Raw genomic sequence first — 22,174 nt, forward strand, 5'->3', positions numbered from 1 at the left:
CCACCCTTGGGTGAGAGCCTGTACTCACAAGGGCAAGTCTGGCGGCTTCCGATCACGATCGTAAGTTCAAGCTGGAGCGAAATCATGCAATTTATCGGCATCGACGCTGCCAAGGCGACCTTTGATATCGCCTTGCCGCTGCCTGATGGCAAATATCGAACCAAGGCCAAACTCCCCAATTCAGCCAAGGGCTTTAATGAGCTTCTTGCTTGGCGCGCCAAGCATGCGCCGAACGCGGCGGTAGGCATGGAGGCCACCGGTATCTACCACGAAGCTTTGGCGCGAACCTTGGTGGAAGCAGGGGTGGTGGTTCATGTGGCCAATCCCGCCCGGGTAAAGGCGTTTGGACAGGCGGAGGGCATCCGGACCAAGACGGACCGCAGCGATGCCAAGCTGATTGCCCGGTTCTTTGAGGCGCAGCGCTCGGAGAAGTTGCATCCCTACGTTCCGCCGACCCCCTCGGAGGTGAAACTGCGTGCCTTGGTACGGCGTCGAGATGACCTCCAGGAAATGCTGCAGATGGAGCGCAATCGCCTGGACGTTGCCGACATCTCGGTCCAGCAAGGGATCAAGGATGTGATCCAGACGCTGGAGGAGCAGATCAAGCAGGTCCAGAAGGCGATTGAGGACCATATCGATAACGATCCGGACCTGCGCCAGCGTCATCACCTGCTTACCAGCATTCCCGGTGTAGGCAACACCAGCAGTGCCCAGCTGCTGGCCATGCTGGGGGATCTAAGCAAATACAGCGACGTGCGCCAGGTGGTTGCCCACGCAGGCCTGAATCCGGCCCAGCGTCAATCAGGAAACTACGAAGGCAAATCCCACATATCACGCGTGGGCGACGCCAATTTCCGCAAAAAGCTGTACATGCCGGCGTTGACCGGGAAGACCTACAACCCCAGGCTGAAGTCCTTTGCAGACCGGCTCAGCGCGAAAGGGAAGCCCTTCAAGGTCGTCATGTGTGCGGTGATGCGCAAGCTCATCCATCTGGTTTGGGGCGTACTGAAAAGCGGCCGCCCATTTGAGCCTGACGGCGCCCTTGCCTAGGCAAGGGCAACACGGTATCTACAAAGGTGAAGTAGCGTCGAGCATGGCTGGGCGCTATACCCCACACACCGCCGCCAGGTCATCGGCCAGCTGCCGCAGCTGCGCCGCCCCCAGCGCCGCGCAGGTGATGCGCAGGCCATGCGCTGGTGCAGCCACCGCAAACACTTCGCCAGCACGCACATGCCATCCGCGCGCAGCCAGCGCCAGCACCTGTGGATGGCTGTCGGCCGGCAACGGCAGCCACAGGTTCAATCCCTCCATCGGCAACGGCGTCGGCACGCCACGCACGCGCAGCAGTTCCTGTAGCGACTGCAGGCGCTGCTGGTACCGCTCGCCTGCCGAGGCGATCTTTGCCCGCTGCGGCGCCGATGCCAGCACCGAAGTGGCGGCATCCTGCAGCAGATGACTGACCCAACCGATGCCGGACGCCAATCGCAACCGCAACCGCATCGCGGTCTCGTCATCACAGGCCAGCCAGGCCAGGCGCAGGTCGGGGCCGAGCGGCTTGGACAGCGAACGCAGCAGCGCCCAGCGCCGGCCATCCAGCGGCAGTACCGAGTGGTAGGCCTGCTGCGAGAGCAGTGCGTAGTGGTCATCGATCAGCACCGCCACCTGCGGATAGGCCGCCAGCAGCTGGCGCAACGCCCGTGCCCGCTTCGCATCCAGGCTGGCCCCGGTCGGATTGTGCGCCCGTGGGGTCAACAGCACCGCGCGTGCACCGGCCTCCAGCGCCTGTCGCAGCGATTCGACCTGCATGCCATGCGCATCCATCGTCACCGGCAACGGCGCATGGCCGACGGCATTGAGCACATTGAGGCTACCGAGGAAGCATGGATCCTCCACCGCGATGCGATCGCCCGGCAGCAGCCATGCCGCCAACAGGCGCTCGATGCCATCGACCGCGCCATGGGTCAGCTCCAGCGCGTACCCCTCGGGGCAATCCGCATCTAGCGAGGCGCGTGCCAACGCCTGCAACCTCGGGTCGACCGTGCCCACGCCGTACAACCGCGGTGCCGCCGCGGCCAGGCGCAGGCTGGGCAACAGGCGCGGATCCGGATTGCCACCGGCCAGGTCCTGCAGCGCCAACCCCGGCGTACTGCCCTCGCGCGCCAGCATCGGCGGCAGGCCACGCACCACCGTGCCGCGCCGGCCTGCGGTGCTGGCCAGGCCGGCCGCGTCCAATCGCTTGTAGGCGGCGGCCACGGTGTTGCGATTGACCCCCAGCTGATCGGCCAGATCGCGAACCGGCGGCAGCACGCTGCCGGCCGGCAGACGGCCTTTGCCGATGCCATCGCGGATGCTGTCGAAGATCGACTCGGCGCTATGCCCGGTGATTTTCATTTTGTCCTATGCCAAAATAATTCTTGTCCTGTGCCAGTGTATCCCACCCTGGCCGCCCTGCATTGGAGGTGCCCGCATGCCCCTTGCCGCCGCCGACTGGCCCGTCGCCCAGTCTGTTGAACAGATCGCCGCCAACCTGGGTACGGTGCGCCAACGCATCGCCGATGCGTGTGCCCGCGTCGGCCGGGACCCGGCCAGCGTGCGCCTGCTGCCGGTCAGCAAGACCGTCGATGACGCCCGCATCCGCATGGCGGTGGCCGCCGGTTGCCGCGAGCTGGGCGAGAACAAGGTGCAGGAGGCGCAACGCAAGGCCGAGACGATGGCCGATCTGGGCGTGCACTGGTCGGTGATCGGGCATCTGCAGACCAACAAGGCGCGCTACGTGGCGCGCTTCGCCAGCGAGTTCCAGGCGCTTGACAGCCTGCGCGTGGCCGAAGCGCTGCAGCAGCGCCTGCAGCTGGAAGACCGCACGCTGGATGTTTTCGTGCAGGTCAACACCTCCGCCGAACCCAGCAAGTACGGACTGGAACCCGCTGCCGTCGAGGCATTCGTGCAGCAGCTGCCAGTCTTCGACCGGCTACGCGTGCGTGGCCTGATGACTCTGGCCATCTTCACTCCCGAAGTCGAACGTGTGCGCGCGTGCTTCGTGCGCCTGCGCGAACTGCGCGAGCAGCTGCAGCGTACCGCCCCACCCGGCATCGACCTGTCGCAGCTGTCGATGGGCATGTCCGGCGACTTCGAGGTGGCCATCGAGGAAGGCGCCACCGTGGTCCGTGTCGGCCAGGCCATCTTCGGCGCACGCGCCACCCCGGACAGTTTCTACTGGCCCAGCAATGGAGCCCCGGCATGAAGCACGCGGTTGTCCTGCAACACGTTGCCTTCGAGGACCTTGGCACCCTGCAACCGTTGCTGCTGGCCCAGAGCTGGCAGCTGCAGGTGCTGCAGGCGGGTGTAGATGCACTCGATCCGGCCGAAGCGGCTGACCTGCTGGTGGTGCTGGGTGGCCCGATCAGCGTCAACGATGTTGATGTTTACCCGTTCCTCAACGATAGCATCGCGCTGTTGCAAGGGCGTTTGCAGCAGCAGCGGCCCACGCTGGGCATCTGCCTGGGCGCGCAGCTGATGGCACGTGCACTCGGTGCCGATGTCGCCGCCAGTGGTGGCAAGGAGATCGGCTTTGCGCCACTGCTGCTCACCGATGACGGTCAGCGCTCGCCACTGCAGGCCCTGCAGGGCATTCCGGTACTGCATTGGCATGGCGAGGCGTTCGAACTCCCAGCGGGTGCACGCCGCCTGGCCAGCACGCCGGCCTGCCGCCACCAGGCTTTTGCCATCGGTAACCATGCGCTGGCACTGCAATGCCATCCGGAGCTGGACGCGCGCCAGTTCGAGCGCTGGCTGATCGGTCACACCCTGGAACTGGCGCAGGCCGGCATCGATCCGAACGACCTGCGCACGCAGGCGCGTCGCTATGGCGCGCCACTGGCCGCGGCCGCCACCGCGATGTTCGACCATTGGCTGCAGGACCTGCCGGAGCTACCGCGATGAACTACCGATTGCAGATCCACCGCGATGGCGCCTACTGGGGCCACTTCGACTGCAGCGGCCCCGATGCCATGCAACGCATGGACGCCATCGCCGCACAGCTGCCTGCAGACCAGGGCTTCCAGCTGAAACGGCAGAAAGGCATCGGCGAAGAGCGCATCCTGTCCAGCAATGCCGATGGCCTGCGCGTACTGGCTTCGCAGATCCAGTACCGCGACCTCTGACGATCGTCACGGTAGTGCCGGCCGCTGGCCGGCACCCGACGGGCAACAGATTTGCCGGCCAGCGGCCCGCACTACCCCGGCTGTTCGCCCGCGTGCGAAGCTTCACCCATGCTTACCCTGCAACGCGGCAGCCACTACGGACTGCTCATCGCACCGCGCTGGCCCTCTACCCGCATCCAGCTGGAAGAAGAAGTGCTGCAACGTTTGCTCGACGCGCAGGCATTGCTGCCTGCCGGGCTGGGCCTGCTCGTCACGCGCGGCTTCGAACCCAGCCACAGCCGGCTCGGCAGCTTCCGTCGTGGCGTGCGTTGGCTCGGCATCGCGGTGTTCCGCGCCTGCTATCCGCAGCGCCATGATGAAGTCGGTGCCATCTTCGGCGCCAACGGCCACGACATCGATGGCCGTCATATCGATGTCTCAGTGGTATTGCACGGCAAGCGGCTGCGGCTGCTGCCACTGGGCGTGTTCACCCCGCCGCGCTGGCAGCAGCGTCGCACCGCCCGCCATGCCGAAGCGATCGCCCGGGTGAAGCGCAGCCTCCAGCACTGCGGTTTCGAGCTGCATCACAACCCCACCGAAGCCCTGCAGATCCACTGCGATTATCGTCCGCGCTGACCTCGCAGTCGGCCACGCATGCCGTGCCTTGCGCTCACGGATGCAAATGATTCTCTTTTGCTGTAAGATGTAGCCGCTGCCCTTGCCGCCGCGGGCTGTTCCCTTTCCCAGTTGTCGCCCGCCCCGTGTCCACGCCTGTCGAACCGACGGATGTCGCGCAGCTGTGCGCGGCCCACTACCGGCCGCTGCACGCCCATGTCCGCCGTAAACTCCCGCAACGCAGCGACGCCGATGATGTCGTCCAGGAGACCTGGCTGCGCGTCGTCAGAATCGCCGCCAGTGGCCTGCTGAGCAATGGCCGCGCTTACCTGTACCGCGTCGCCCACAACCTGAGCCGCGGCACCCGCGCTGCTGGTGGCCGGTCGCTGGCATGTACTGCGCGGTACTGGCATGCCGGGCTACCTGCCAGCGGGCACACCAGCGCTGGTGATCGCGCTCGCTTCAGTCGGTGCATCCGTCGATGCGGCCGACGCCGACCTGCTATGGGTGCTGGACGATGAGTGAGCGCGGCCAACACTGGCAGGCGATCGCCATCAGCATTGGGCTTCACCTGTTGCCCCTGCTGCTGTTGGTGCACTGGGTGGCCGCGCCGCCATTGCTGCCGCCGCCCGAGCAGGACGTGCGCATCAGCCTGCGCCTGCTGGCACCGGCGACGCCGCCGCAGCCAGTGGAAGAACGCCAGGCCGACACCCCCAGCCAGGCGCAGCAGGCGCGCGCATCCCAACCCACGAAGTCACCCCCTCCACCGAAGCCCACCGCCGCACGCGAGGGCGAAGTGGCCGCCAGCGAACGCAGTGGCGCTGGCCGGCAAGCCCTGCCGGTCGCCCCGCCTGCGGCCGCGACCGATGCAAGTCCCGCACCGGCATCGATCACGGCCGCGCCGCCCGCTCCCGACGCCCCACCGGCGGACTTCCAGGCCGGCGCCGCCAGCGACCAGTGGGAAGCCCGCCTGATGGCGCGGCTGGAGCGCTATCGCTACTACCCTGCTGCGGCCCGCTCACGGCGCCAGCAGGGCACTGCCTGGGTCAGGGCCAGCATCGATCGCCAGGGACGCCTGCTGGCCCTGCGGTTGGAGCAGTCCAGTGGCCAGCCGATGCTTGACGGCGCCGCACTGCAGACCTTCCGCCGCGCGCAGCCGCTGCCGCCCATTCCCGATGAACTGAAGGCACCACAGGAACTGGTGGTGCCGGTGGAGTACTACCTGCGCTAGGCGTTGTGGAACTGTGCTGCAGTCTGCAACCTCAACCCAGGTTCAGGTCAAACACATCCGGCGCAACAGAGCAGTCCGCCGTGTGCAACGATCGCAGCGTGCTGTATCGCCGGGCCCATGCCCGGCTGCTCCATGCGAACGGCAGCCGAGCATGGGCTCGGCTCTACAGGGGAACAGAACCTGGCCGGGCGAGGCCCCGGCGCGAAAGAGGCAAGGCTACGTCCACGCCGGATCCGCAGTGAAATCGATGGTCAACCAGAACGTGCTGCCCCGCGCATCCAGCCGCACGGCGATCTCATCGCGCATCGCATCGACCTCGCCCACCGAGCCCAATGGCGTACCGGGGTCTGCCAGCACATGGATCTCGATGAAGCGCATCCGCCCCATCTTCGCCACGTGGCTGGTGAAACCGGCATAGCCACGCTCGGACACGAATGCCTGCATTACCTGCTGCACGCGCCGGTCCAGGTCATCCGGCGCCACCTGCAGCACTTCGCGCATGGCCTTCCATGCACTGCGCGCCGGCACTGGCAGTACCGCCAGGCTGATCAACGCCAGCACGATCGAATCCAGGTACGGGACCCAGTGGTGCCACTCGCCGCCATGCAGGACAAGGGCCAGCACGAAGGCCAGCACCACCGCCAGGCTCATCAATCCACCCAGCAGCCAGCCTCTTACATCCAGCCACAACAACGCCGAGCGCAGGCGCCGCGCACGCTGCGCGACGAACGTCGCCATTGCCAGGTTGCTGGCACTCAGCAGCGCCGCCCACCACAGCGCGGGCCCGAATTTCACTTCGTGCCCGCCCGTGGTCAAGCCGATGACCGCGTTGGCCAGCGCGTACACGCAGGCCAGCGACAGGATCACCCCGCCGAGTGCCTCGACCATCGGCTCCAGATGCCAATAGCCGTACTGGAAGCGCGGGCTCTGCTCCCGCGCCACCAGCCGCAGTACCGACAACGACACCAGGGTCAAGGCAACGTCGACCAGGCTGTACACGCCGTCGAACAGGATCGCCTGCGATCCCACCAGCAGGCCACCGATGAAGCCGACCGCGCTCACCGCGATGGTCACCCCGATGGAGAACTTCAGGATGCGTTGCTCGCGCGCGGTATCCATCGCTCGCCGAAGGGCCGACCGTCCCCGGTCAGGCCTTCAGCACCTCCACCCTGTACGAGGTCACATCGCCATCGTGCTCGATGATGAGCCCGTGCACATCCGACTCGAAGCCCGGGAAACGCGCATTCTGTTCACGGGCAATACGCAGTGACTGGATGATCGGCTCGTCGCTGTCGCCGAATCGCTCGCCCGGCATGATGGTCGGAATGCCCGGCGGATACGGCACCAGCATGGTCGCCGCGACGCGACCACTGAGCTGCTCGATGTCGACCCGCTCGATCTCGCCCTTCACCAGGTGGTTGTAGGCATCGGCCGGGGTCATCACCGGCGTCGGCAGATCCACGTACATCTCGCGCATCACCTTGGCGACCTCGAATTCCTGGTTGAACGCGTGCAATGCATCGCACAGGTCACGCAGTCCCCAGCCAGCGTAGGCAATCGGATAGTCCGCCGCCAGCGTCGGCAATGCCTGGCTCAACGGCGCGTTGCAGTCGTACAGCTCCTTGAAGGCCATCAGCTCGGTGACCAGCGTGCTCCACTTGCCCTTGGTGATGCCCATCGAGAACAGGAACAGCACCGAATACAGGTTGGTCTTCTCCACAGTGATGCCGCGGCCCCACAGGAACTTGCTCAGCACCGCCGCCGGAATGCCCAGCGTGCCCATGCTGCCGTCCATCGCCAGGCCCGGGGTCAGCAGGGTCACTTTGATCGGGTCGATCAGCACGTAGTCATCGACCAGATTCTCGAAGCCGTGCCAGTGCGCATCCGGCTGCAGGTACCACTCCTCGCGCTTGGCCACCAGCGGAGCCGGCGTATCGCCCTTGTCCAGGCTGCGCTCGACCTTGGTCGGCTGCCACACACTGAACCACCAGTCGTCGCGCCCGAGGTCGTCACGCACGTGCAGCATCGCGCGGCGGAAGGCGATCGCCTCGTCATGCATTTCCTGCACCAGCGAACGGCCGGCCTCGCCCTCCATCATCTTCGAGGCCACGTCACAGGCCGCGATCACCCCATAATGCGGGCTGGTCGAGGTGTGCATCATGAACGACTCGTTGAAGCGCTCGGCATCCAGGTCGCGCTGCGCCGAGTTGCGTACGTGGATCATCGACGCCTGCGAGAACGCGGCCAGCAACTTGTGGGTGGAATGCGTGGTGAAGATGATCGCATCCTGCTCGCGCGGCTTGCCCTTGGCCATGCCGTAGTGGTTCTCATAGAACGGATGGAACGCGGCGTAGGCGTACCAGGCTTCGTCGAAGTGCAGGAAGTCGACCGCGCTGCCGATTTCGTCGGCGATCTTCTCGGCGTTGTAGCACAGGCCGTCGTAGGTCGAGTTGGTCACCACTGCAATGCGCGGCTTGGAACCGGCCTTGTAGGCCTGGCTGGCCAGCGGGTTGGCGGCGATGCGCTGCTGCAGCGATTCCGGTGTGAACTGATCCAGGCTGATCGGGCCGATGATGCCGTGTGCGTTGCGGCTTGGGGTGAAGTACACCGGCACCGCGCCGGTCATGATCAGCGCGTGCAGCAGCGACTTGTGGCAGTTGCGGTCGACGAACACCACGTCGCCGCGGGCCACCGTGCCATGCCAGACGATCTTGTTGGCGGTGGAGGTGCCATTGGTGACGAAGAAGGTATGGTCGGCACCGAAGTTGCGCGCCGCCTCTTCCTCGGCATCCTTGATCGGGCCGGTGTGATCCAGCAGTGAGCCCAGCTCCGGCACCGAGATCGACAGATCGCTGCGCAGGGTGTTCTCACCGTAGAACTGGTGGAACGCACGGCCGACCGGCGACTTGGTGAATGCCACGCCGCCTGCATGGCCCGGCGTATGCCAGGAGTAGTTCGACTCTGCCGCATGATGGATCAGCGCCTTGAAGAACGGCGGCAAGAGATTCTTCATGTAGTCTTCGGCCGCGCGCATCACCTGCCGCGAGATGAAGCTCTTGGTGTCTTCAAACAGGAAGATGAAGCCGTGGATGTACTTGAGCAGCTTGCTCGGCACCTTTTCGATGGTGCGGCGCTCGCCGTACAGGAACACCGGCAGGTTGGCGCGGCGCGCACTCTGCTCGCGCAGGAAGGCGGTGAGGCGCTGGAACTCGCCATCCACCTCTTCGCTGCCATCGATCGAGATCAGCACCGCCGAGGCCGCCACGTAGGTACGGGCTCCGGCACGCGCATCATCCAGGTTCAGCCCGCACAGCACCCGCTGGTCGTTGCTGCGCAGCTCTTCCACCAGGGCGCGGATCAGGATGCCGCCGATGCGCGGCGACTCGTAGTCGTTGTCGATGACAATGACCGGGTAGTCCAGGGACTTGAAGTACACGTTGATTCTCCTTGTCGAACTCAGGAACGCTGGGCGCCGGCGCTGATGGCCGATGCCTCGCGGGCGCGCTGCCGCTGCTGGCGGCGCTCCTCGCTGAAGAAGGGATAGAACACGGTGATGAACAGCACGAACAGGAAGGCGTATTGCACGATGGTTCCCGACGAGCCGTAGATCGCCCACAGGCAGTACACGACGGTCAGGCTGGTGAGGGTCCAGAACGCACCGGTATGGACCAGGGTGTGCGAACGCTCGACCACGAAGTAGCAGGCCACGCACGAGTAGATGTAGGGCAGCAGGGTCAGCACCACGGCCGCCGACGTGATCACGTCGAACTGGGCCGACGCGGTTTCCGAGGTGGACGTCACCAGCACCGCCAGGGTCATCAGCACCGCCACGATCAGCACGCCCTTGACCGGCACGTCGTCCTTGTTGGTCTTGCTGAAGATGCTCGGGAACAGGCCATCATCCGAGGCCGCCTTGGCACTCTGCGCGGTCAGCAGGATCCAGCCGCCCAGCGAACCGGCAGCGCCGATGAAGGCGCACAGGCTGACCAGCGCGCCGCCCCAGCCGCCGACCGCCTTGGCCGCCGCCAGCGCGAACGGCGCGTCGGAGGTCTGCAGCTCGCCATTGGGCACCATGCCCATGATCACTGAGGAACTGGCGATGTAGGCGATGGCAGCCAGGAACACACCGGCCAGCGTCGCGCGGGCGACGTTCTTCTCCGGATTTTCGACCACACCGGCAGTCACCGATGCAGACTCGACACCGATGAAGGCCCACAGGGTCAGTGCCGCGGCACTGGAGATCGCACCGAAGTTGGACTCACCGGACACGTTGTAGGCGCCCTTGAAAATGTCGGCATCGAAGAAGAACCAGCCGAAAATGGCGATGCCCAGGATCGGCACCAGCGCGAAACTGGTGGTGACCGTCTGCACACGGCTGACGAAGGCCGGGCCGATCACGTTGGCAAAGCTCAGCGCCCACACCAGGATCAGCACCGCGATGCAGCGCACCAGCGGCTCGGACAGGATCGGGAAGAAGTAGCTGAAGTAGCCCACCGCGGCGATCGGTATGGCAACGTTGCCGATCCAGTTGGCGAACCAGTAGATGGTATTGGTCTGGAAGCCCATGTAAGGCCCGAACCAGTCACGCGCATAGGCATACGGACCGCCCGCCTTCGGCGCCAGCTTGCCCAGCTTGGCGAATACGAAGGCCAGCAACAGCGCACCGGCCGTGGTGATCAGCCAGCCCCAGATCGATGCGGTACCGATCTTGGCCAGGCTGGACGGCAACAGGAACACGCCTGAGCCCATCATGTTGCCGGCGACGAGGAAGGTGGCTCCGACCACCCCGATTTTCTTTGCTTCTGCCATGACAATCTCCTGTACTGGCATGAGCCCGGTGCGGCCGGGCGTGGGGACGGTTGCGCTGGCGTAACGCCGCTGGCGCTTACTTGATGAAGTTGTATTGCAGGCTGCCCTGCACCCGGACCGTGTCGCCGCGCGCGCCGCCCTGCTGTTCCAGGCGGCCGTACAGCAGCTCCATGCCCATCGTCCACGACGGCGCCGGGCTCCAGATCAGGTTGAACACGCCGTATCGGCTCTGCCGGAAGGCGTCGGCAGCGAGTGCCGCGTTCCGCTCCAGGGTCAGCTGGCCGAAGATCAGGTTCGAACGCCACAGCTCGGACCAGTAATGCGTGTAGCCGACGAAGCCGCCGTGCAGGTCCAGCGCGTCGAGACGGCCATCGGCACCGACCACCGCGTCCAGCCCGGAGCCGGTCAGGTCCGCGGTGTAGCGGCTGAGGCCGCGCCCGCCGAGCGCGCCGAACAGCAACAGATCGCGCTCGCCTACCGATGCCGAGCCACTGAACTGCAGGCCGCCGGCCATGCGCCGGTCGCGCTCGCCCTCGCCGTCATAGGCCAGGCTGCGCGCCACCGCGCCCAGCTGAAGATGGCCCCAGTCACGCTCCATGCGTGCGGTCACGGTCACATCCGGCAGCCGGTTCACTGCGGCCCGTTCATCACTGGCACCGGCCAGTTCGGTCTTGGGGTCTTCGGCGGCCAGCGTCAGGGTGTTGCCCTTGCCCATCGCGAAGCTGTGGTGGATGCCGGCCACCAGCAGATAGCCGGCGCCGCCGGGACCGGCGAAGTCGAGCGTGTCGGGCAGGCTGTCCGGGTCCATGAAACTGGAGTAACCGTAGCCGGCATAGGTATTGCCAAGCTGGCCATACGCGTGGCGCAGGCGGAACGCGTAGCCATCGCTGCTGCCGAAGAAATCATTCTCCAGGTAGAAGCGCAGGTTGCCGTGCGTGGTCGGGCGCCGCGCCTCGAAGCTGAAGCGGGTCTGCTTGGCGTGGATATTGAAATTGGAAACATCGCGATGGCTGCCGCCCACCGGCATCGACGAAGGGATGAACTGATCCTCGTCACCGGCCGCGCGCGAATCTGCAATCGCATCGAGCTTGGCATAGCCGCCAATGCGGATCACCGTGTCAGTACCTGGAATGGCAAAGAAGCCCTTCAGATCCGGGTCGGTCGGCCCAGCGGCGCTGTCGGGACGCGAGGCCGCCGTTGAGGGATCGGCCACCGATTCGCGCTGCGGCAGCACCGGTTGCGCCACACCCGGCACCTGGGTGGGATGCAGCAGGTTGGCGCTGCTGCCAGGTGGTGTCACCGGCGCCGCTACCTGCGCAGCGGCCGCGACAGCGCCCTCGCGTTGTTCGAGCTGATCCAGGCGCTTCTGCATGCCCTCCAGTGCCTGCCGCATGGCAGCGATTTCCTGGCGCAATGCGTGCGCATCCTCCTGGCCATTCTGCTGCGCATATGCTGGCGTGACCGCCAGCGCGGTCAGGCAGGCCAGACTCAGTACCGCAAAGCGCATTGCATCCTCCCTGGACGAACATTCGCAGCGCACTGACGGCGCGCGCGCAGGCGCAGCTCCGACGTTGCGTTGCCGTTGCTGGAAATGCGGGTACTGCGTCGACGACACCGGCCAGCCTGCGCGTGGCAGGCAACAGGACGATGACACTGCCCCGCCCGTACCGATATCGACGCCATCAGGGCCGCACTGCCGGAGAGGTGGCGACCGCAGCAGTCTGGGTAACAACCAGGGAGTGAGAACGTCGTGAATGGCTGTGCCGACTGCCCCGGTTCAGGGAGTGTCAGGCGCGGCATCCCTGGCGCGTTGACGCTGTATTCCATGCGTCACAGGCTAGTCCGCCTGTCGTTTTTGGCCTTGATTGGAATCAAGGCGCGATGCTTGATGTCAGTCACGATTCAGACGTGACGACGAACAGGTGGTGCGCAGCCTGCATCACCCGCACAAGTGACGAAACGCAACAGGCCCGCATGCTGCCATGCGGGCCTGTGGTGTCGCATCACGACATGGGTGCCGATCAGCGTGGGCCCAGCACCGTCTGCAGGTCAGCGCCCTGTGGCAGGCCGGCGCGACGCTGCACCTGGCCCTGTGCATCCTGGAACAGGATGCCCGGCGTGCCCTGGAAGCCCATTTCAATCATCAGCACCTGGTTGGCGTCGAGCTTGGCGGCGATCTCGCGGCTGATGCTCGGCAGGGCCTTGATGCCACCTCGGTCGAACTGGTGTTCGTTCTCCAGCAAGGCCGCACTCGGGTCACGCGCAGACAGGATGGCCGCAGCCTTGGCCGGGCTGTCCTCGCGAATCACGCCGACCATGATGTGGCGCAACTGCACCTTGCCGGCGTCGACCCACGGACGCGCCGCTTCCCAGAACTTGTGGCAGTACGGGCAGTTGGCATCACTGAAGGTATAGACCACGCGCGGCGCATCGGCCTTGCCGTCACGCACCCAGGCACTGGCCTCCAGCTTGGTCCACATCTTGGCCGACATCGGTGCTGCGACCAGCTTCTCCACCGCCTCGGCGGCCACGTCGTTGCCCTCGGCATCGAACAGGCTGCCTACCAGCACATGCTTGCCGTCGGCGGTGACATAGGCTGCGGCCGGCTGCTGCCCGCCCACCACGCCAGCGAATCCACGCAGGCCACCCGGTGCATCGAACTCGGCAACGACTTCAAAACCGTGCTTCTCGATGCCTTTCAGCACTGCGGGGCGCTCGCCCTTGGCCGCTGGGGCCTGAGCGCTCGCTGCCGGCGCGGTCGCCTTGCCCGGCGGGGTCTGGGCCTGGCTGCAGGCGGCCAATGCCAGCATGACCGGCAGCAACAGCACCGCCGGAGCGATGCGCAGGGAAGTCGACAACATGGGAACTCCGTAGTGAGATGCCCGCGCAGGCTACCGCAGCCGGCGCAGTTTGTGTTCAAGACCCGCCGCCGTCAGTTCGCCAAGGTGCAGTTCACGCAGGCGGCCTTCGGCGTCGAAGAACAGCGTCGACGGATAGGCTTGTACACCCAGCACGGTTGACGCCGACGCGGTATCGTCCAGCAATACGTTGCCCAGCCAGAGCTGTTCGGATGCGATGAAACCCTTCACTTCGTCCAGGGTTTCCCCCTGGTTGAGGAACACGAACTGCACGTCAGTGTGGGTCTGCTGTGCGGATGCCAGTACCGGCATCTCGCGACGGCAGGGACCACACCAGCTGGCCCAGAGATTCAGCACCACCGGTTTGCCACGGAACTGCTGCAGATCGATCCTGCGCCCCTGCAGATCGGCCACCTGTACCGCCGGCAGCGGCATCCGCTGCTCCTGCCATGTTGCCAGCAGGTGGCTGCCCGCCGCCCACAGCACCACACCCACCAGCGCGCCCGCCAACACCGGCGCACGTAACGCGCGCCACAACCGCAGCCGCCAGGTGCCCCACGCCAGGCCCGCAACCAGCACGACTGCAAGGTGATACCCACCGTCGGCGATCTGCAGGATGCTCCAGGGGGCCTCACGGTAGAGCGCGAAGTTCAAGGCCACGAAGCTGATGCGTCCACACAGCAGGCCGATCAGCAACATGTCCAGGACCAAGCTGGCCCCGGAAGGCACTGCCATCCCGTCCTTCGGCCGCGGCCACAGGTGGGCCACCGCCATGGCCAGCAGCACGCACATCAGGATCAGCACCACCGGCATCGGCACCGGTCCAACACTCGACATCAACCCACCTGTCCCATCATCTCGTTGCCTGCATGGTCAAAGCGTCGCGCCCAGGTTGCAAGTGCGACGCCCAACGCCGGCTTCAGGCCGCGCTGCGCGGCATCTGCATGCCAGGCGCCGGTTGCAGCCCGCGCAGGCTGCCCGCCACCGACGACAACAGCGGCCGTTCGCGCCGTTTGTTGTTGACCTGCCGCCGATAGTTGGCCGGCGTCATTCCAACAATGCGCAGGAACAGGCGGCGGAATGCGCTCTGGTCTGCATAGCCCACACCCCAGGCCACTTCATCGATACCCGCCCCCTGTTGCAGCAATGTCTGCGCCTTGGCGATACGCAACCGCTGGCAATACTCGATCGGACGCAGGCCGGTGGCCTTCAGGAAGCGCCGCTGCAGAGTCCGTGGCTCCAGTCCGGAGACCTCGCAGATCGCTCCGAGCGTGGCCCCACGCGCAGCGGTGGTATGCAGCCAGCGTTGCGCCTTCAGTACGTCGCGATCGCCGTGGGCGAAGTTGGCACTGAAACGCTCCAGATCCTGCTGGATCGCCGCGGGCACCGTGATCCCCAACTGCTGCGCCACGGAACTCGCTACGCCCTGGCCGTGCAGCCGGTACAGCAGCCGCAGGGCGAGGAAGCGCCAAGCCTGGGAACCGGCCACTGTCAGCAGATCACCGTCGTCGACCAGCGCGCGCTCACTGGGCACCCAGCTGGCCGACTGCCCCTGCAGGCCCGGATGGCGCCCGAGGTCCGGCCCACTGACGGTGCGCCCGGCAAGCAGACCCGCGCGTGCCAGCATGCTGACACCATCGCTGGCAGCTGCCAGCAGACTGCCGCCATCGTAATGCGCGCGCAGCCAATCCAGCAGGACCTCATCGGCGCGCAGGCAGACGCCTTGACTGATCTGGCCAGGCACGGCGATCACGGCGGGAATGTCCGCCTCGAGCATCTCCGCGCCGGCAATGCGATGCACGCCGGTCTGGCTGGCTGGCACGACCCAGCGGGTCACCAGGACACGCTTGAACGGGCGACGCTGCTGCTGGGCAAGCCGGTTGGCGACGTGTGCCATTTCGGTCAGCACCGAGGCCGCCGACGGGTCCCCTCCCGGGTACTCGACCACCGCGACCTCTACGAATCCCTCGTTCCTGAATCCTTCCACAGAGCATCTCCTCGGTTCGTTGCAGGCCATCCAGCGGCCGGTTCAGGCGCAGGGTAGGAACTGCCACGACGGCGGGGCTATGAAGAAAGTTGCAAAGTGCGCTGAATGCGCCGTCAGCGACGGGAGCTTGACCCTGGACCTGACTCCAGGCTTCAGAATGACCGGCAGCATCCGCAGGAATCCGCCATGAACATTGGTCAACTGGCGCGCCAGGCCGGCGTACCGATCGATACCGTGCGCTACTACGAGCGCCAGCAGTTGCTGCCCACCGCGGCACGCTCGGCCGGGGGCTATCGCATCTTCGGTGAGCAGGACCTGCGCCGGCTGCGCTTCATCCGCCGCGCCAAGACGCTGGGCTTCAGCCTGGAACAAATCGCCGAACTGCTGGCACTCAGTGATGGCCATCCGCAGGACATGGGCAGCGTGCGCGACGCGGCGCAAGCCCGACTGCAGGACATCGCGCAGCGCATGGCTGAACTGCAACGCATGCACAGCGCGCTCTCGCAGCTGGTCGACGCCTGCCCCGGCCACGGCACCCTGGATCAGTGCCCAATCCTGGCGGCGCTGACCGACGGCGCCGACTGAGTACGTGCGATCGTCGCCCCCCTCGCAACGCACGTGAAGAAAAGTGCAACAAATGCTTGCCAACCCTCTGGGGCAAGGCTATTATTTCGCTCCTCAGCGACGTGGGGCCATAGCTCAGCTGGGAGAGCGCCTGCATGGCATGCAGGAGGTCAGCGGTTCGATCCCGCTTGGCTCCACCAATCTTTCGGCATTAGGCCGTCGAAAGGTCGCTAAAGAACATTGATGAGAATTGCGTCCCCATCGTCTAGAGGCCTAGGACATCACCCTTTCACGGTGGCGACCGGGGTTCGAATCCCCGTGGGGACGCCACTCATCACGAACAACGAGGACCCGGCCGATAACCGGGTCTTTTTTGTTCACCGCCTACCGGCATTCAGGTTGTGGCGTTGCGGTTCCCCTGCCCTTGGTGGCAAAGGTTGAATCGGGACGAAAAAAGTTCGAAAAAAGCTTCCACAAACGTGAACACGCAGGTATGATAGGCGGCTCGGTAACACGGGGCCATAGCTCAGCTGGGAGAGCGCCTGCATGGCATGCAGGAGGTCAGCGGTTCGATCCCGCTTGGCTCCACCACTTTCGACATTAGGCCGTCGAAAGTTCTACAACTTGAAGTTTTTCGTGCGTCCCCATCGTCTAGAGGCCTAGGACATCACCCTTTCACGGTGGCGACCGGGGTTCGAATCCCCGTGGGGACGCCAGTTTCAAAACGGACTCTGCTCCTGGCAGATATCCAGAGTTTCATGGGGCCATAGCTCAGCTGGGAGAGCGCCTGCATGGCATGCAGGAGGTCAGCGGTTCGATCCCGCTTGGCTCCACCACTTCGACATTAGGCCGTCGAAGGATCTACAACTTGAAGTTTTCGTGCGTCCCCATCGTCTAGAGGCCTAGGACATCACCCTTTCACGGTGGCGACCGGGGTTCGAATCCCCGTGGGGACGCCAATTCTTGAAAACCCCGGCTTCGGCCGGGGTTTTTCTTTGCCCGCGATCTGCCATCAAACCTCCCTGCGCGTAGATGGCTTCACCCCGCCCATGGCTCAGAACCGCCGATACATCCCGATCGATGCCGGCGCAGTCGGTGCGAAACCAAACTGTGCATACAGCCGATGCGCCTCGCCATCGGCCAGCAGGCTGACGTACGCCGACGGCGGCAGGTTGGCCTGCATCCAGCCGTCCAGCCGCCGCATCACTTCCTTGCCCAGGCCCTGCCCCTGCAAACGCGGCAGCACCGCGATATCACAGACCTGCAGGTGGCAGCCGCCATCGCCGACGATACGGCCCATCGCCACAAGTTCTGCACCCTGGTAAGCGCACACGCCGAACAACGTATTGGGCAGCGCGCGGGCGGCTGCTTCGCGGGACTTGGCGCTGAGGCCTGCGAGCACGCGCAACTGGCAGTAGTCCTCGACCGTGGGTACGGCTTCGCGGAACTGGCAGGTGATGGAACCATTCATGCGGCATCTCCGGATGGGTCGGGCTATCCTGCCGCATCCACGTCGCAGCCGCTGCGACCCAGGCCCAAAGAGTCCCATGTGCTATTCCGCCCTGATCCGCGCTGACTACGCCAAGCTGGTACGCGAGTTCGGCGCCATCCTGTCGCTGGAGGACTTCGCCGAGCTGTACGCACACGATCCGGGCAAGAAGCGGCCGAAGACCCCGAAGGCGATGGATGACGGATTCGCCGGTGCGCGTACCGAACAGGGGCGGGACATCGTGGCGAAGATCCAGCAATGGCATGCGCAGGAGCAACAGGCACTGGAGGCCGAACTGGCCCGGCAACGCGAACGACGCGATATTGCCCATGCCACGCTGGCCACCCGGCCCACGCAGAAGGCGCGCAACGACCTGCGCGTGGCCGGCAACCGCATCGAGCGCGCACAGGCCCGGCTGGAAGACCTGCATCGGGTGCAGCTGCTGCCGCGTGACAACCGCATTTTCCCCGGCACCTACGCACCGGTGATGGTCAGCGAGAACGGCCAGCGCGTGATCAGGCCGATGCGCTACCAGTGCCGGCTGCCGGACAAGCCGGCGCGCAACGACGTGCTTTACCCCGGCACTTACAATGCGCGGCGCGACAGCCTGGAAGGTTACTGGCGGGGTGCGTTCGGACTGCGCCATGGCGTGGTGGTGGTACAGGCGTTCTACGAGCACGTGCCCCGCCACGCCATCGCCGGCCGCACCCTCGGTGCCGACGAAAAGGAACAGGACGTGGTACTCGAATTCCGTCCCGATCCGCCCCGCGACCTGCTGCTGGCCTGCCTCTGGGCAGAATGGGAAGGACCGGAAGGCCGCCTGCTGTCGTTTGCCACGATCACCGACGCACCGCCCAGCGACGTCGCCGCTGCCGGGCATGACCGCGGCGTAGTGCCGATCCGCAAGGAACACCTCGACGCCTGGCTCAACCCCGAACCGGATGACCTGGCGCGCCAGTACCGCATCCTCGACGACCGCGAGGAGATCCGTTACGTGTACGAGGAAGCGGGCTGAGCGCCGGACGCAATTGAAAAACCCCGCCTGGGCGGGGTTCCTGGATCAGGGGTTGCCGCCGAACATCGCAGACGCGAGCATTCAGCCGTCGGCAGTATCCCCCTGCCGGTCCGTGGCGGACGGCTCAGGCCTTGACGCTGGAGCGACCCACCGCTCGCGCCAGCGCGCGTGACAGATCAGCCGACAGGTACGGCTTGACCAGCAGCAGGCCGGCCAACATCGGCGCCGGCAGCTGCTCGGCCAGCATCCCGGTGGCCAGCACGAACGGAATGCCACGCGATGAAAGCGCTGCAGCCACCGGCTCACTGGTCTCGTTGCGGGCCAGCCGGTAATCCAGCAGGGCCACGTCAGGAGTGCTCTGCTCCAGCAGCCGCAGGGACTCGGACACACTCGCTGCGAGGCCAACCACGACCGCACCGGCATGCACCAGCTGCATCTGCAGCAGGGCCGCGCTCATTTCGTCGTTCTCGACCACCAGCACCCTCAGGTCCTGCAACACTGTCATCGGCTACCGCTCCTGGAGGCAATTGCACGCTGGGAGTATAGCTATCAAGGGGCCAATGCCGACAGAAACCGCCCTCATAGGCCCTCCTACTATGCATCGCCTGCCGACCTCGGTTACACTCGCACGCTGCCTGCCGGTGTGGCGGAATGGTATACGCAGCTGACTCAAAATCAGCCGGGGGTGACCCCATGAAGGTTCGAGTCCTTTCACCGGCACCACTGCATCAAAGGCCAGGTCCATGACCTGGCCTTTTGCATTTCCCGGGCCAGAGCGCCGACACTGGCAGGCATGCCCCAGCATGTCCTGCCCGCGCGATTGCCCCTCCTGCGGGCGTCCGACGCCGTCGCCCGGTCCCACTACTTCTCGCTGCCGGGCGTGATCGAGCACACCAGCTGGGGCGACGTTTCCGAACGGGCGATGGCGCTGCAGATCGCCCGCCATCTGCCTGACGCATCCGATCAGCGCCGGGCGCTGGGACGCCAACACCCTGCAGGCGGTCGCCGCGATCCTCGACGGCTGCCCGCAACGCAGTGATGACCTGCTGGCCCGCGACGGCGGCGAGGAATTCATCGCCACCCTGCGAGCGCCTGCGCGCCGCCGTGGAAACCGCCGCCCTGCCCGCCGCTGAGGCCCCATGTGACCATCAGCATCGGCGTAGCCTGGCAGGCTGCGCATGAGCAGGCCGACCCACGATGCCGGGGAACAACACTCCGACCGCCGGGCCTAGACCGCGCGCAGCACCGCCGCGCCATGCAGGTGCCCGGCCCCGCCCTGCACCCGGAAGCTGGCCACCGTCTGCAGCAGCTGCGCCGACTGCTCTTCCATGCTGCGCGCTGCGGCCGAGGCTTCCTCGACCAGCGCGGCGTTCTGCTGGGTGCCCTGATCGATCAGATCGACGGCATGGTTCATCTGCTGGATGTCGTCGCTCTGCTGCTGCGCGGCCGTGCTGATCTCGGACATCAGATCACTGACACGGCGCACATTGACCACGATCTCGTCCATGGTGCGTCCGGCGCTCTCAACCTGCGCGGTACCGGCGCCGACATTGGCCACCGACGCATCGATCAGCTGCTTGATCTCCTTCGCGGCACTGGCCGAGCGCTGCGACAGTTCGCGGATCTCGGTGGCGACCACGGCGAAGCCACGCCCGTGTTCGCCCGCACGCGCTGCTTCCACCGCCGCGTTCAACGCAAGGATGTTGGTCTGGAAAGCAATGCCGTCGATCACGCCGATGATGTCGACGATGCGCCGCGAGGACGCGTTGATCACGGCCATGGTCTCGACCACTTCGTGCACCACGTTGCCACCGCGGGCAGCGACATCAGCAGCACCACCGGCCAGCTGACTGGCCTGCCGTGCGTTGGTCGCGGTGCGCTGCACGGTCTCGGCCAGGCCCTTCATCGACACCGCGGTCTCCTCCAGCGACGCGGCCTGCTGCTCGGTGCGCTGCGACAGATCGCTGTTGCCCTGCGCGATCTCGGTGGCACCGACGGCGATGGTGTCGGCGGCGAACTTGATCTGGGCGATGATCGCGGCCATCGCCTCCACCAACGAATTCACGCCTTCGCACAGCTCGGCGATCGGCCCGTTCTTGTCGGCAGTGGCCACGCGCCGGGTCAGGTCGCCCTCCTTCGCGGCCGCCACCACTTCACGGGTCTGCGCCACGGCACGTTGCATGGCCTGGTTCTCATGCACCTGCGCGGTGATGTCGGTGGCGTACTTGACCACCTTGAACGGCTTTCCGTTGAGATCCAGGATCGGGTTGTAGGACGCCTGGATCCAGACCTCGCGCCCGCCCTTGCCGAGGCGCCGGTACTGGCCGGCATCGTATTCGCCACGGCCGAGCTTCTCCCAGAACTGGCGATACTCGGCACTGCCACGATACTCGGGCTCGACGAACAGCGAGTGGTGCTGGCCACGCACGTCGTCCAGGCTGTAGCCGGTGGCGGCCAGGAAGTTGTCGTTGGCCGAAAGGATGCGGCCGTCCATGCCGAACTCGATCACCGCCTGCGACTTGTCGATCGCCGCCAGCTGCCCGGCCGAGTCGGCTGCCTGCAGCTTCTGCGCAGTGATGTCGGTGGCGAACTTGACCACCTTGTATGGCCGCCCCTGCCGGTCCAGCACCGGGTTGTACGAGGCCTGGATCCAGATCTCGCGCTGGCCCTTGCCGAAGCGCCGGTACTGGCCAGCGTCATATTCGCCACGCCCCAGCCGCGCCCAGAACTCGCGGTACTCGGCGCTGCGCGCCTGCTCGGGATCGACGAACAGGGAATGATGCTTTCCCTGGATCTCCTCCAGCCGGTAGCCCATCGCCTGCAGGAAGTTGTCATTGGCCTGCAGGATGGTGCCATCGAGGGCGAACTCGATGACCGCCTGGACCCGGTGCAGCGCCGCGACCTGGGCTTCCAGCTCGGCACGGCCATCGGACACGGCCTCGGCGCCGGTGCGGTGCTGGGGAGCCAGCGCGCCCAGCAGGGCACGCCACGGCGACCAACGGGTATGCAGCTCGGCCGGCGCCTGCGCGCCCGCCGTGAAGCCTGGAATGAGCATTGTCTGATCCTCGGTGTCCGGTAAGCGGTTGCGACCCGACGGGCGGGATGCCCGGCGGCAACTTCAGGTGCCAGGGACTACAGGTGCCAACCGGCACCTCTCGAGCGACTGCCACGAACGTCTGCTGCGGGTGCGATCGGCATCTGGGAGCGGCGGAACACACAGCGCGGGCCGCCCATCGGGGACGGCCTGGGGTCCTGCGGCGGGTGACTGGAGCGGGATCCAGAGGGAGTATCGGCGAGGCGATCGGTGGCTTTAGCCGGATTACGCGACGTCCGTCGCAACTTCAGATGCGGCTGCAGGGACGCGGTAGACAATCGCGATGTACTTCACATTCTGCTCACGCTCGGCGGGGCACGGGGTGTCGTCACGGAACATATCGCGCGTTGCCGCCGTCACTGGGCATAGCCTT

20 protein-coding genes, 7 tRNA genes and 3 pseudogenes are annotated in these 22,174 nt (G+C 65.8%); 19 read left to right on the forward strand and 11 right to left on the reverse strand.

The features are described 5' to 3' along the window. Positions 1–84: 84 nt before the first annotated feature. On the forward strand, positions 85–1,050 hold the full coding sequence (locus ACSYHF_RS12095) for an IS110 family transposase (protein WP_253137552.1): 966 nt from the start codon (positions 85–87) through the stop codon (positions 1,048–1,050). A 54-nt stretch (positions 1,051–1,104) separates the two neighbouring features. Here ACSYHF_RS12095 and ptsJ read toward each other — a convergent pair whose 3' ends face one another. Then, entirely contained in the window at positions 1,105–2,391 is a 1,287-nt protein-coding gene (gene ptsJ / locus ACSYHF_RS12100; protein ID WP_053499651.1) for a MocR-like B6 salvage transcription factor PtsJ, read from the reverse strand. Positions 2,392–2,467: 76 nt separating this feature from the next. Between ptsJ and ACSYHF_RS12105 the strand changes: the two genes are divergently transcribed. From ACSYHF_RS12105 to ACSYHF_RS12135, 7 genes and pseudogenes are all read left to right on the forward strand, one after another. After that, a complete protein-coding gene (locus tag ACSYHF_RS12105) occupies positions 2,468–3,241 on the forward strand; it encodes a YggS family pyridoxal phosphate-dependent enzyme (RefSeq protein WP_005417091.1) in 774 nt (257 codons plus the stop codon). Continuing rightward, positions 3,238–3,939, forward strand: coding sequence for a glutamine amidotransferase (locus ACSYHF_RS12110; protein WP_005417093.1), 702 nt, complete (start codon positions 3,238–3,240; stop codon positions 3,937–3,939). The genes ACSYHF_RS12105 and ACSYHF_RS12110 overlap by 4 nt, the downstream gene beginning before the upstream one ends. After that, the gene (locus tag ACSYHF_RS12115) at positions 3,936–4,160 is read left to right on the forward strand and encodes a hypothetical protein (protein WP_005417095.1); all 225 of its coding nucleotides are present in this window, start codon (positions 3,936–3,938) and stop codon (positions 4,158–4,160) included. The genes ACSYHF_RS12110 and ACSYHF_RS12115 overlap by 4 nt, the downstream gene beginning before the upstream one ends. 108 nt (positions 4,161–4,268) lie before the next feature. Beyond that, positions 4,269–4,775 (forward strand): hypothetical protein, encoded by a 507-nt coding sequence (locus tag ACSYHF_RS12120; protein ID WP_447575690.1) that lies wholly within the window; start codon positions 4,269–4,271, stop codon positions 4,773–4,775. A 125-nt stretch (positions 4,776–4,900) separates the two neighbouring features. Continuing rightward, positions 4,901–5,107 (forward strand): annotated as a pseudogene (locus ACSYHF_RS12125) (RNA polymerase sigma factor); the annotation flags it as partial. A 1-nt stretch (position 5,108) separates the two neighbouring features. Next, positions 5,109–5,279 (forward strand): annotated as a pseudogene (locus tag ACSYHF_RS12130) (ChaN family lipoprotein); the annotation flags it as partial. After that, positions 5,272–5,985 (forward strand): energy transducer TonB family protein, encoded by a 714-nt coding sequence (locus ACSYHF_RS12135; RefSeq protein ID WP_005417103.1) that lies wholly within the window; start codon positions 5,272–5,274, stop codon positions 5,983–5,985. The pseudogene ACSYHF_RS12130 and the gene ACSYHF_RS12135, both read left to right, overlap by 8 nt. A 216-nt stretch (positions 5,986–6,201) precedes the next feature. On the opposite strand, the gene ACSYHF_RS12140 is transcribed toward ACSYHF_RS12135, so the two are convergent. The 7 genes from ACSYHF_RS12140 to ACSYHF_RS12170 form a co-directional block, all read right to left on the reverse strand. Beyond that, positions 6,202–7,104, reverse strand: coding sequence for a cation diffusion facilitator family transporter (locus tag ACSYHF_RS12140; protein WP_053499656.1), 903 nt, complete (start codon positions 7,102–7,104; stop codon positions 6,202–6,204). 28 nt (positions 7,105–7,132) lie between these two features. Further along, positions 7,133–9,421, reverse strand: coding sequence for an Orn/Lys/Arg family decarboxylase (locus tag ACSYHF_RS12145; RefSeq protein ID WP_262233569.1), 2,289 nt, complete (start codon positions 9,419–9,421; stop codon positions 7,133–7,135). Between the two features lie 20 nt (positions 9,422–9,441). Further along, complete coding sequence (gene adiC, locus ACSYHF_RS12150) at positions 9,442–10,794, reverse strand: arginine/agmatine antiporter (protein ID WP_005410068.1); 1,353 nt, start codon at positions 10,792–10,794, stop codon at positions 9,442–9,444. A 76-nt stretch (positions 10,795–10,870) separates the two neighbouring features. Beyond that, a complete protein-coding gene (locus ACSYHF_RS12155) occupies positions 10,871–12,301 on the reverse strand; it encodes a DcaP family trimeric outer membrane transporter (RefSeq protein WP_065196105.1) in 1,431 nt (476 codons plus the stop codon). A 514-nt stretch (positions 12,302–12,815) separates the two neighbouring features. Beyond that, entirely contained in the window at positions 12,816–13,655 is an 840-nt protein-coding gene (gene dsbG, locus ACSYHF_RS12160; protein ID WP_095377155.1) for a thiol:disulfide interchange protein DsbG, read from the reverse strand. Positions 13,656–13,685: 30 nt separating this feature from the next. Further along, a complete protein-coding gene (locus ACSYHF_RS12165) occupies positions 13,686–14,489 on the reverse strand; it encodes a redoxin family protein (RefSeq protein ID WP_032954270.1) in 804 nt (267 codons plus the stop codon). A gap of 82 nt (positions 14,490–14,571) precedes the next feature. Further along, on the reverse strand, positions 14,572–15,639 hold the full coding sequence (locus ACSYHF_RS12170) for a GlxA family transcriptional regulator (RefSeq protein ID WP_005417111.1): 1,068 nt from the start codon (positions 15,637–15,639) through the stop codon (positions 14,572–14,574). A gap of 186 nt (positions 15,640–15,825) precedes the next feature. Here ACSYHF_RS12170 and ACSYHF_RS12175 point away from each other — a divergent pair, with 186 nt between their 5' ends. The 7 genes from ACSYHF_RS12175 (at position 15,826) to ACSYHF_RS12205 (ending at position 17,162) form a co-directional block, all read left to right on the forward strand. Further along, entirely contained in the window at positions 15,826–16,224 is a 399-nt protein-coding gene (locus ACSYHF_RS12175; RefSeq protein WP_005417119.1) for a heavy metal-responsive transcriptional regulator, read from the forward strand. Between the two features lie 103 nt (positions 16,225–16,327). Further along, positions 16,328–16,403: transfer RNA gene (locus tag ACSYHF_RS12180), tRNA-Ala, on the forward strand. A 54-nt stretch (positions 16,404–16,457) separates the two neighbouring features. Beyond that, positions 16,458–16,533, forward strand: a tRNA-Glu gene (locus ACSYHF_RS12185). Between the two features lie 185 nt (positions 16,534–16,718). After that, positions 16,719–16,794 (forward strand) — tRNA-Ala (locus ACSYHF_RS12190). Between the two features lie 49 nt (positions 16,795–16,843). Then, positions 16,844–16,919 (forward strand) — tRNA-Glu (locus ACSYHF_RS12195). A 44-nt stretch (positions 16,920–16,963) separates the two neighbouring features. Further along, a tRNA-Ala gene (locus ACSYHF_RS12200) sits at positions 16,964–17,039 on the forward strand. A gap of 47 nt (positions 17,040–17,086) precedes the next feature. Then, positions 17,087–17,162, forward strand: a tRNA-Glu gene (locus ACSYHF_RS12205). 95 nt (positions 17,163–17,257) lie between these two features. Here the strand turns inward: ACSYHF_RS12205 and ACSYHF_RS12210 are convergent. Then, positions 17,258–17,674, reverse strand: a complete 417-nt coding sequence (locus ACSYHF_RS12210; protein ID WP_053500686.1) for a GNAT family N-acetyltransferase — start codon at positions 17,672–17,674, stop codon at positions 17,258–17,260. Positions 17,675–17,750: 76 nt separating this feature from the next. Between ACSYHF_RS12210 and ACSYHF_RS12215 the strand changes: the two genes are divergently transcribed. Beyond that, the gene (locus tag ACSYHF_RS12215; protein WP_005417123.1) at positions 17,751–18,707 is read left to right on the forward strand and encodes an SOS response-associated peptidase family protein; all 957 of its coding nucleotides are present in this window, start codon (positions 17,751–17,753) and stop codon (positions 18,705–18,707) included. Positions 18,708–18,831: 124 nt separating this feature from the next. On the opposite strand, the gene ACSYHF_RS12220 is transcribed toward ACSYHF_RS12215, so the two are convergent. Beyond that, complete coding sequence (locus ACSYHF_RS12220) at positions 18,832–19,212, reverse strand: response regulator (protein ID WP_447575691.1); 381 nt, start codon at positions 19,210–19,212, stop codon at positions 18,832–18,834. Positions 19,213–19,344: 132 nt separating this feature from the next. Here ACSYHF_RS12220 and ACSYHF_RS12225 point away from each other — a divergent pair. The 3 genes and pseudogenes from ACSYHF_RS12225 to ACSYHF_RS12235 form a co-directional block, all read left to right on the forward strand. Beyond that, positions 19,345–19,430, forward strand: a tRNA-Leu gene (locus ACSYHF_RS12225). Between the two features lie 70 nt (positions 19,431–19,500). Next, on the forward strand, positions 19,501–19,746 hold the full coding sequence (locus tag ACSYHF_RS12230) for a hypothetical protein (protein WP_329847471.1): 246 nt from the start codon (positions 19,501–19,503) through the stop codon (positions 19,744–19,746). After that, positions 19,700–19,905 (forward strand): annotated as a pseudogene (locus ACSYHF_RS12235) (GGDEF domain-containing protein); the annotation flags it as partial. The gene ACSYHF_RS12230 and the pseudogene ACSYHF_RS12235, both read left to right, overlap by 47 nt. A gap of 30 nt (positions 19,906–19,935) precedes the next feature. Here ACSYHF_RS12235 and ACSYHF_RS12240 read toward each other — a convergent pair. Further along, positions 19,936–21,762, reverse strand: a complete 1,827-nt coding sequence (locus ACSYHF_RS12240) for a methyl-accepting chemotaxis protein (RefSeq protein WP_069138247.1) — start codon at positions 21,760–21,762, stop codon at positions 19,936–19,938. Positions 21,763–22,174 lie beyond the last annotated feature (412 nt).

It is taken from the genome of Stenotrophomonas maltophilia group sp. P373 (assembly GCF_053295075.1).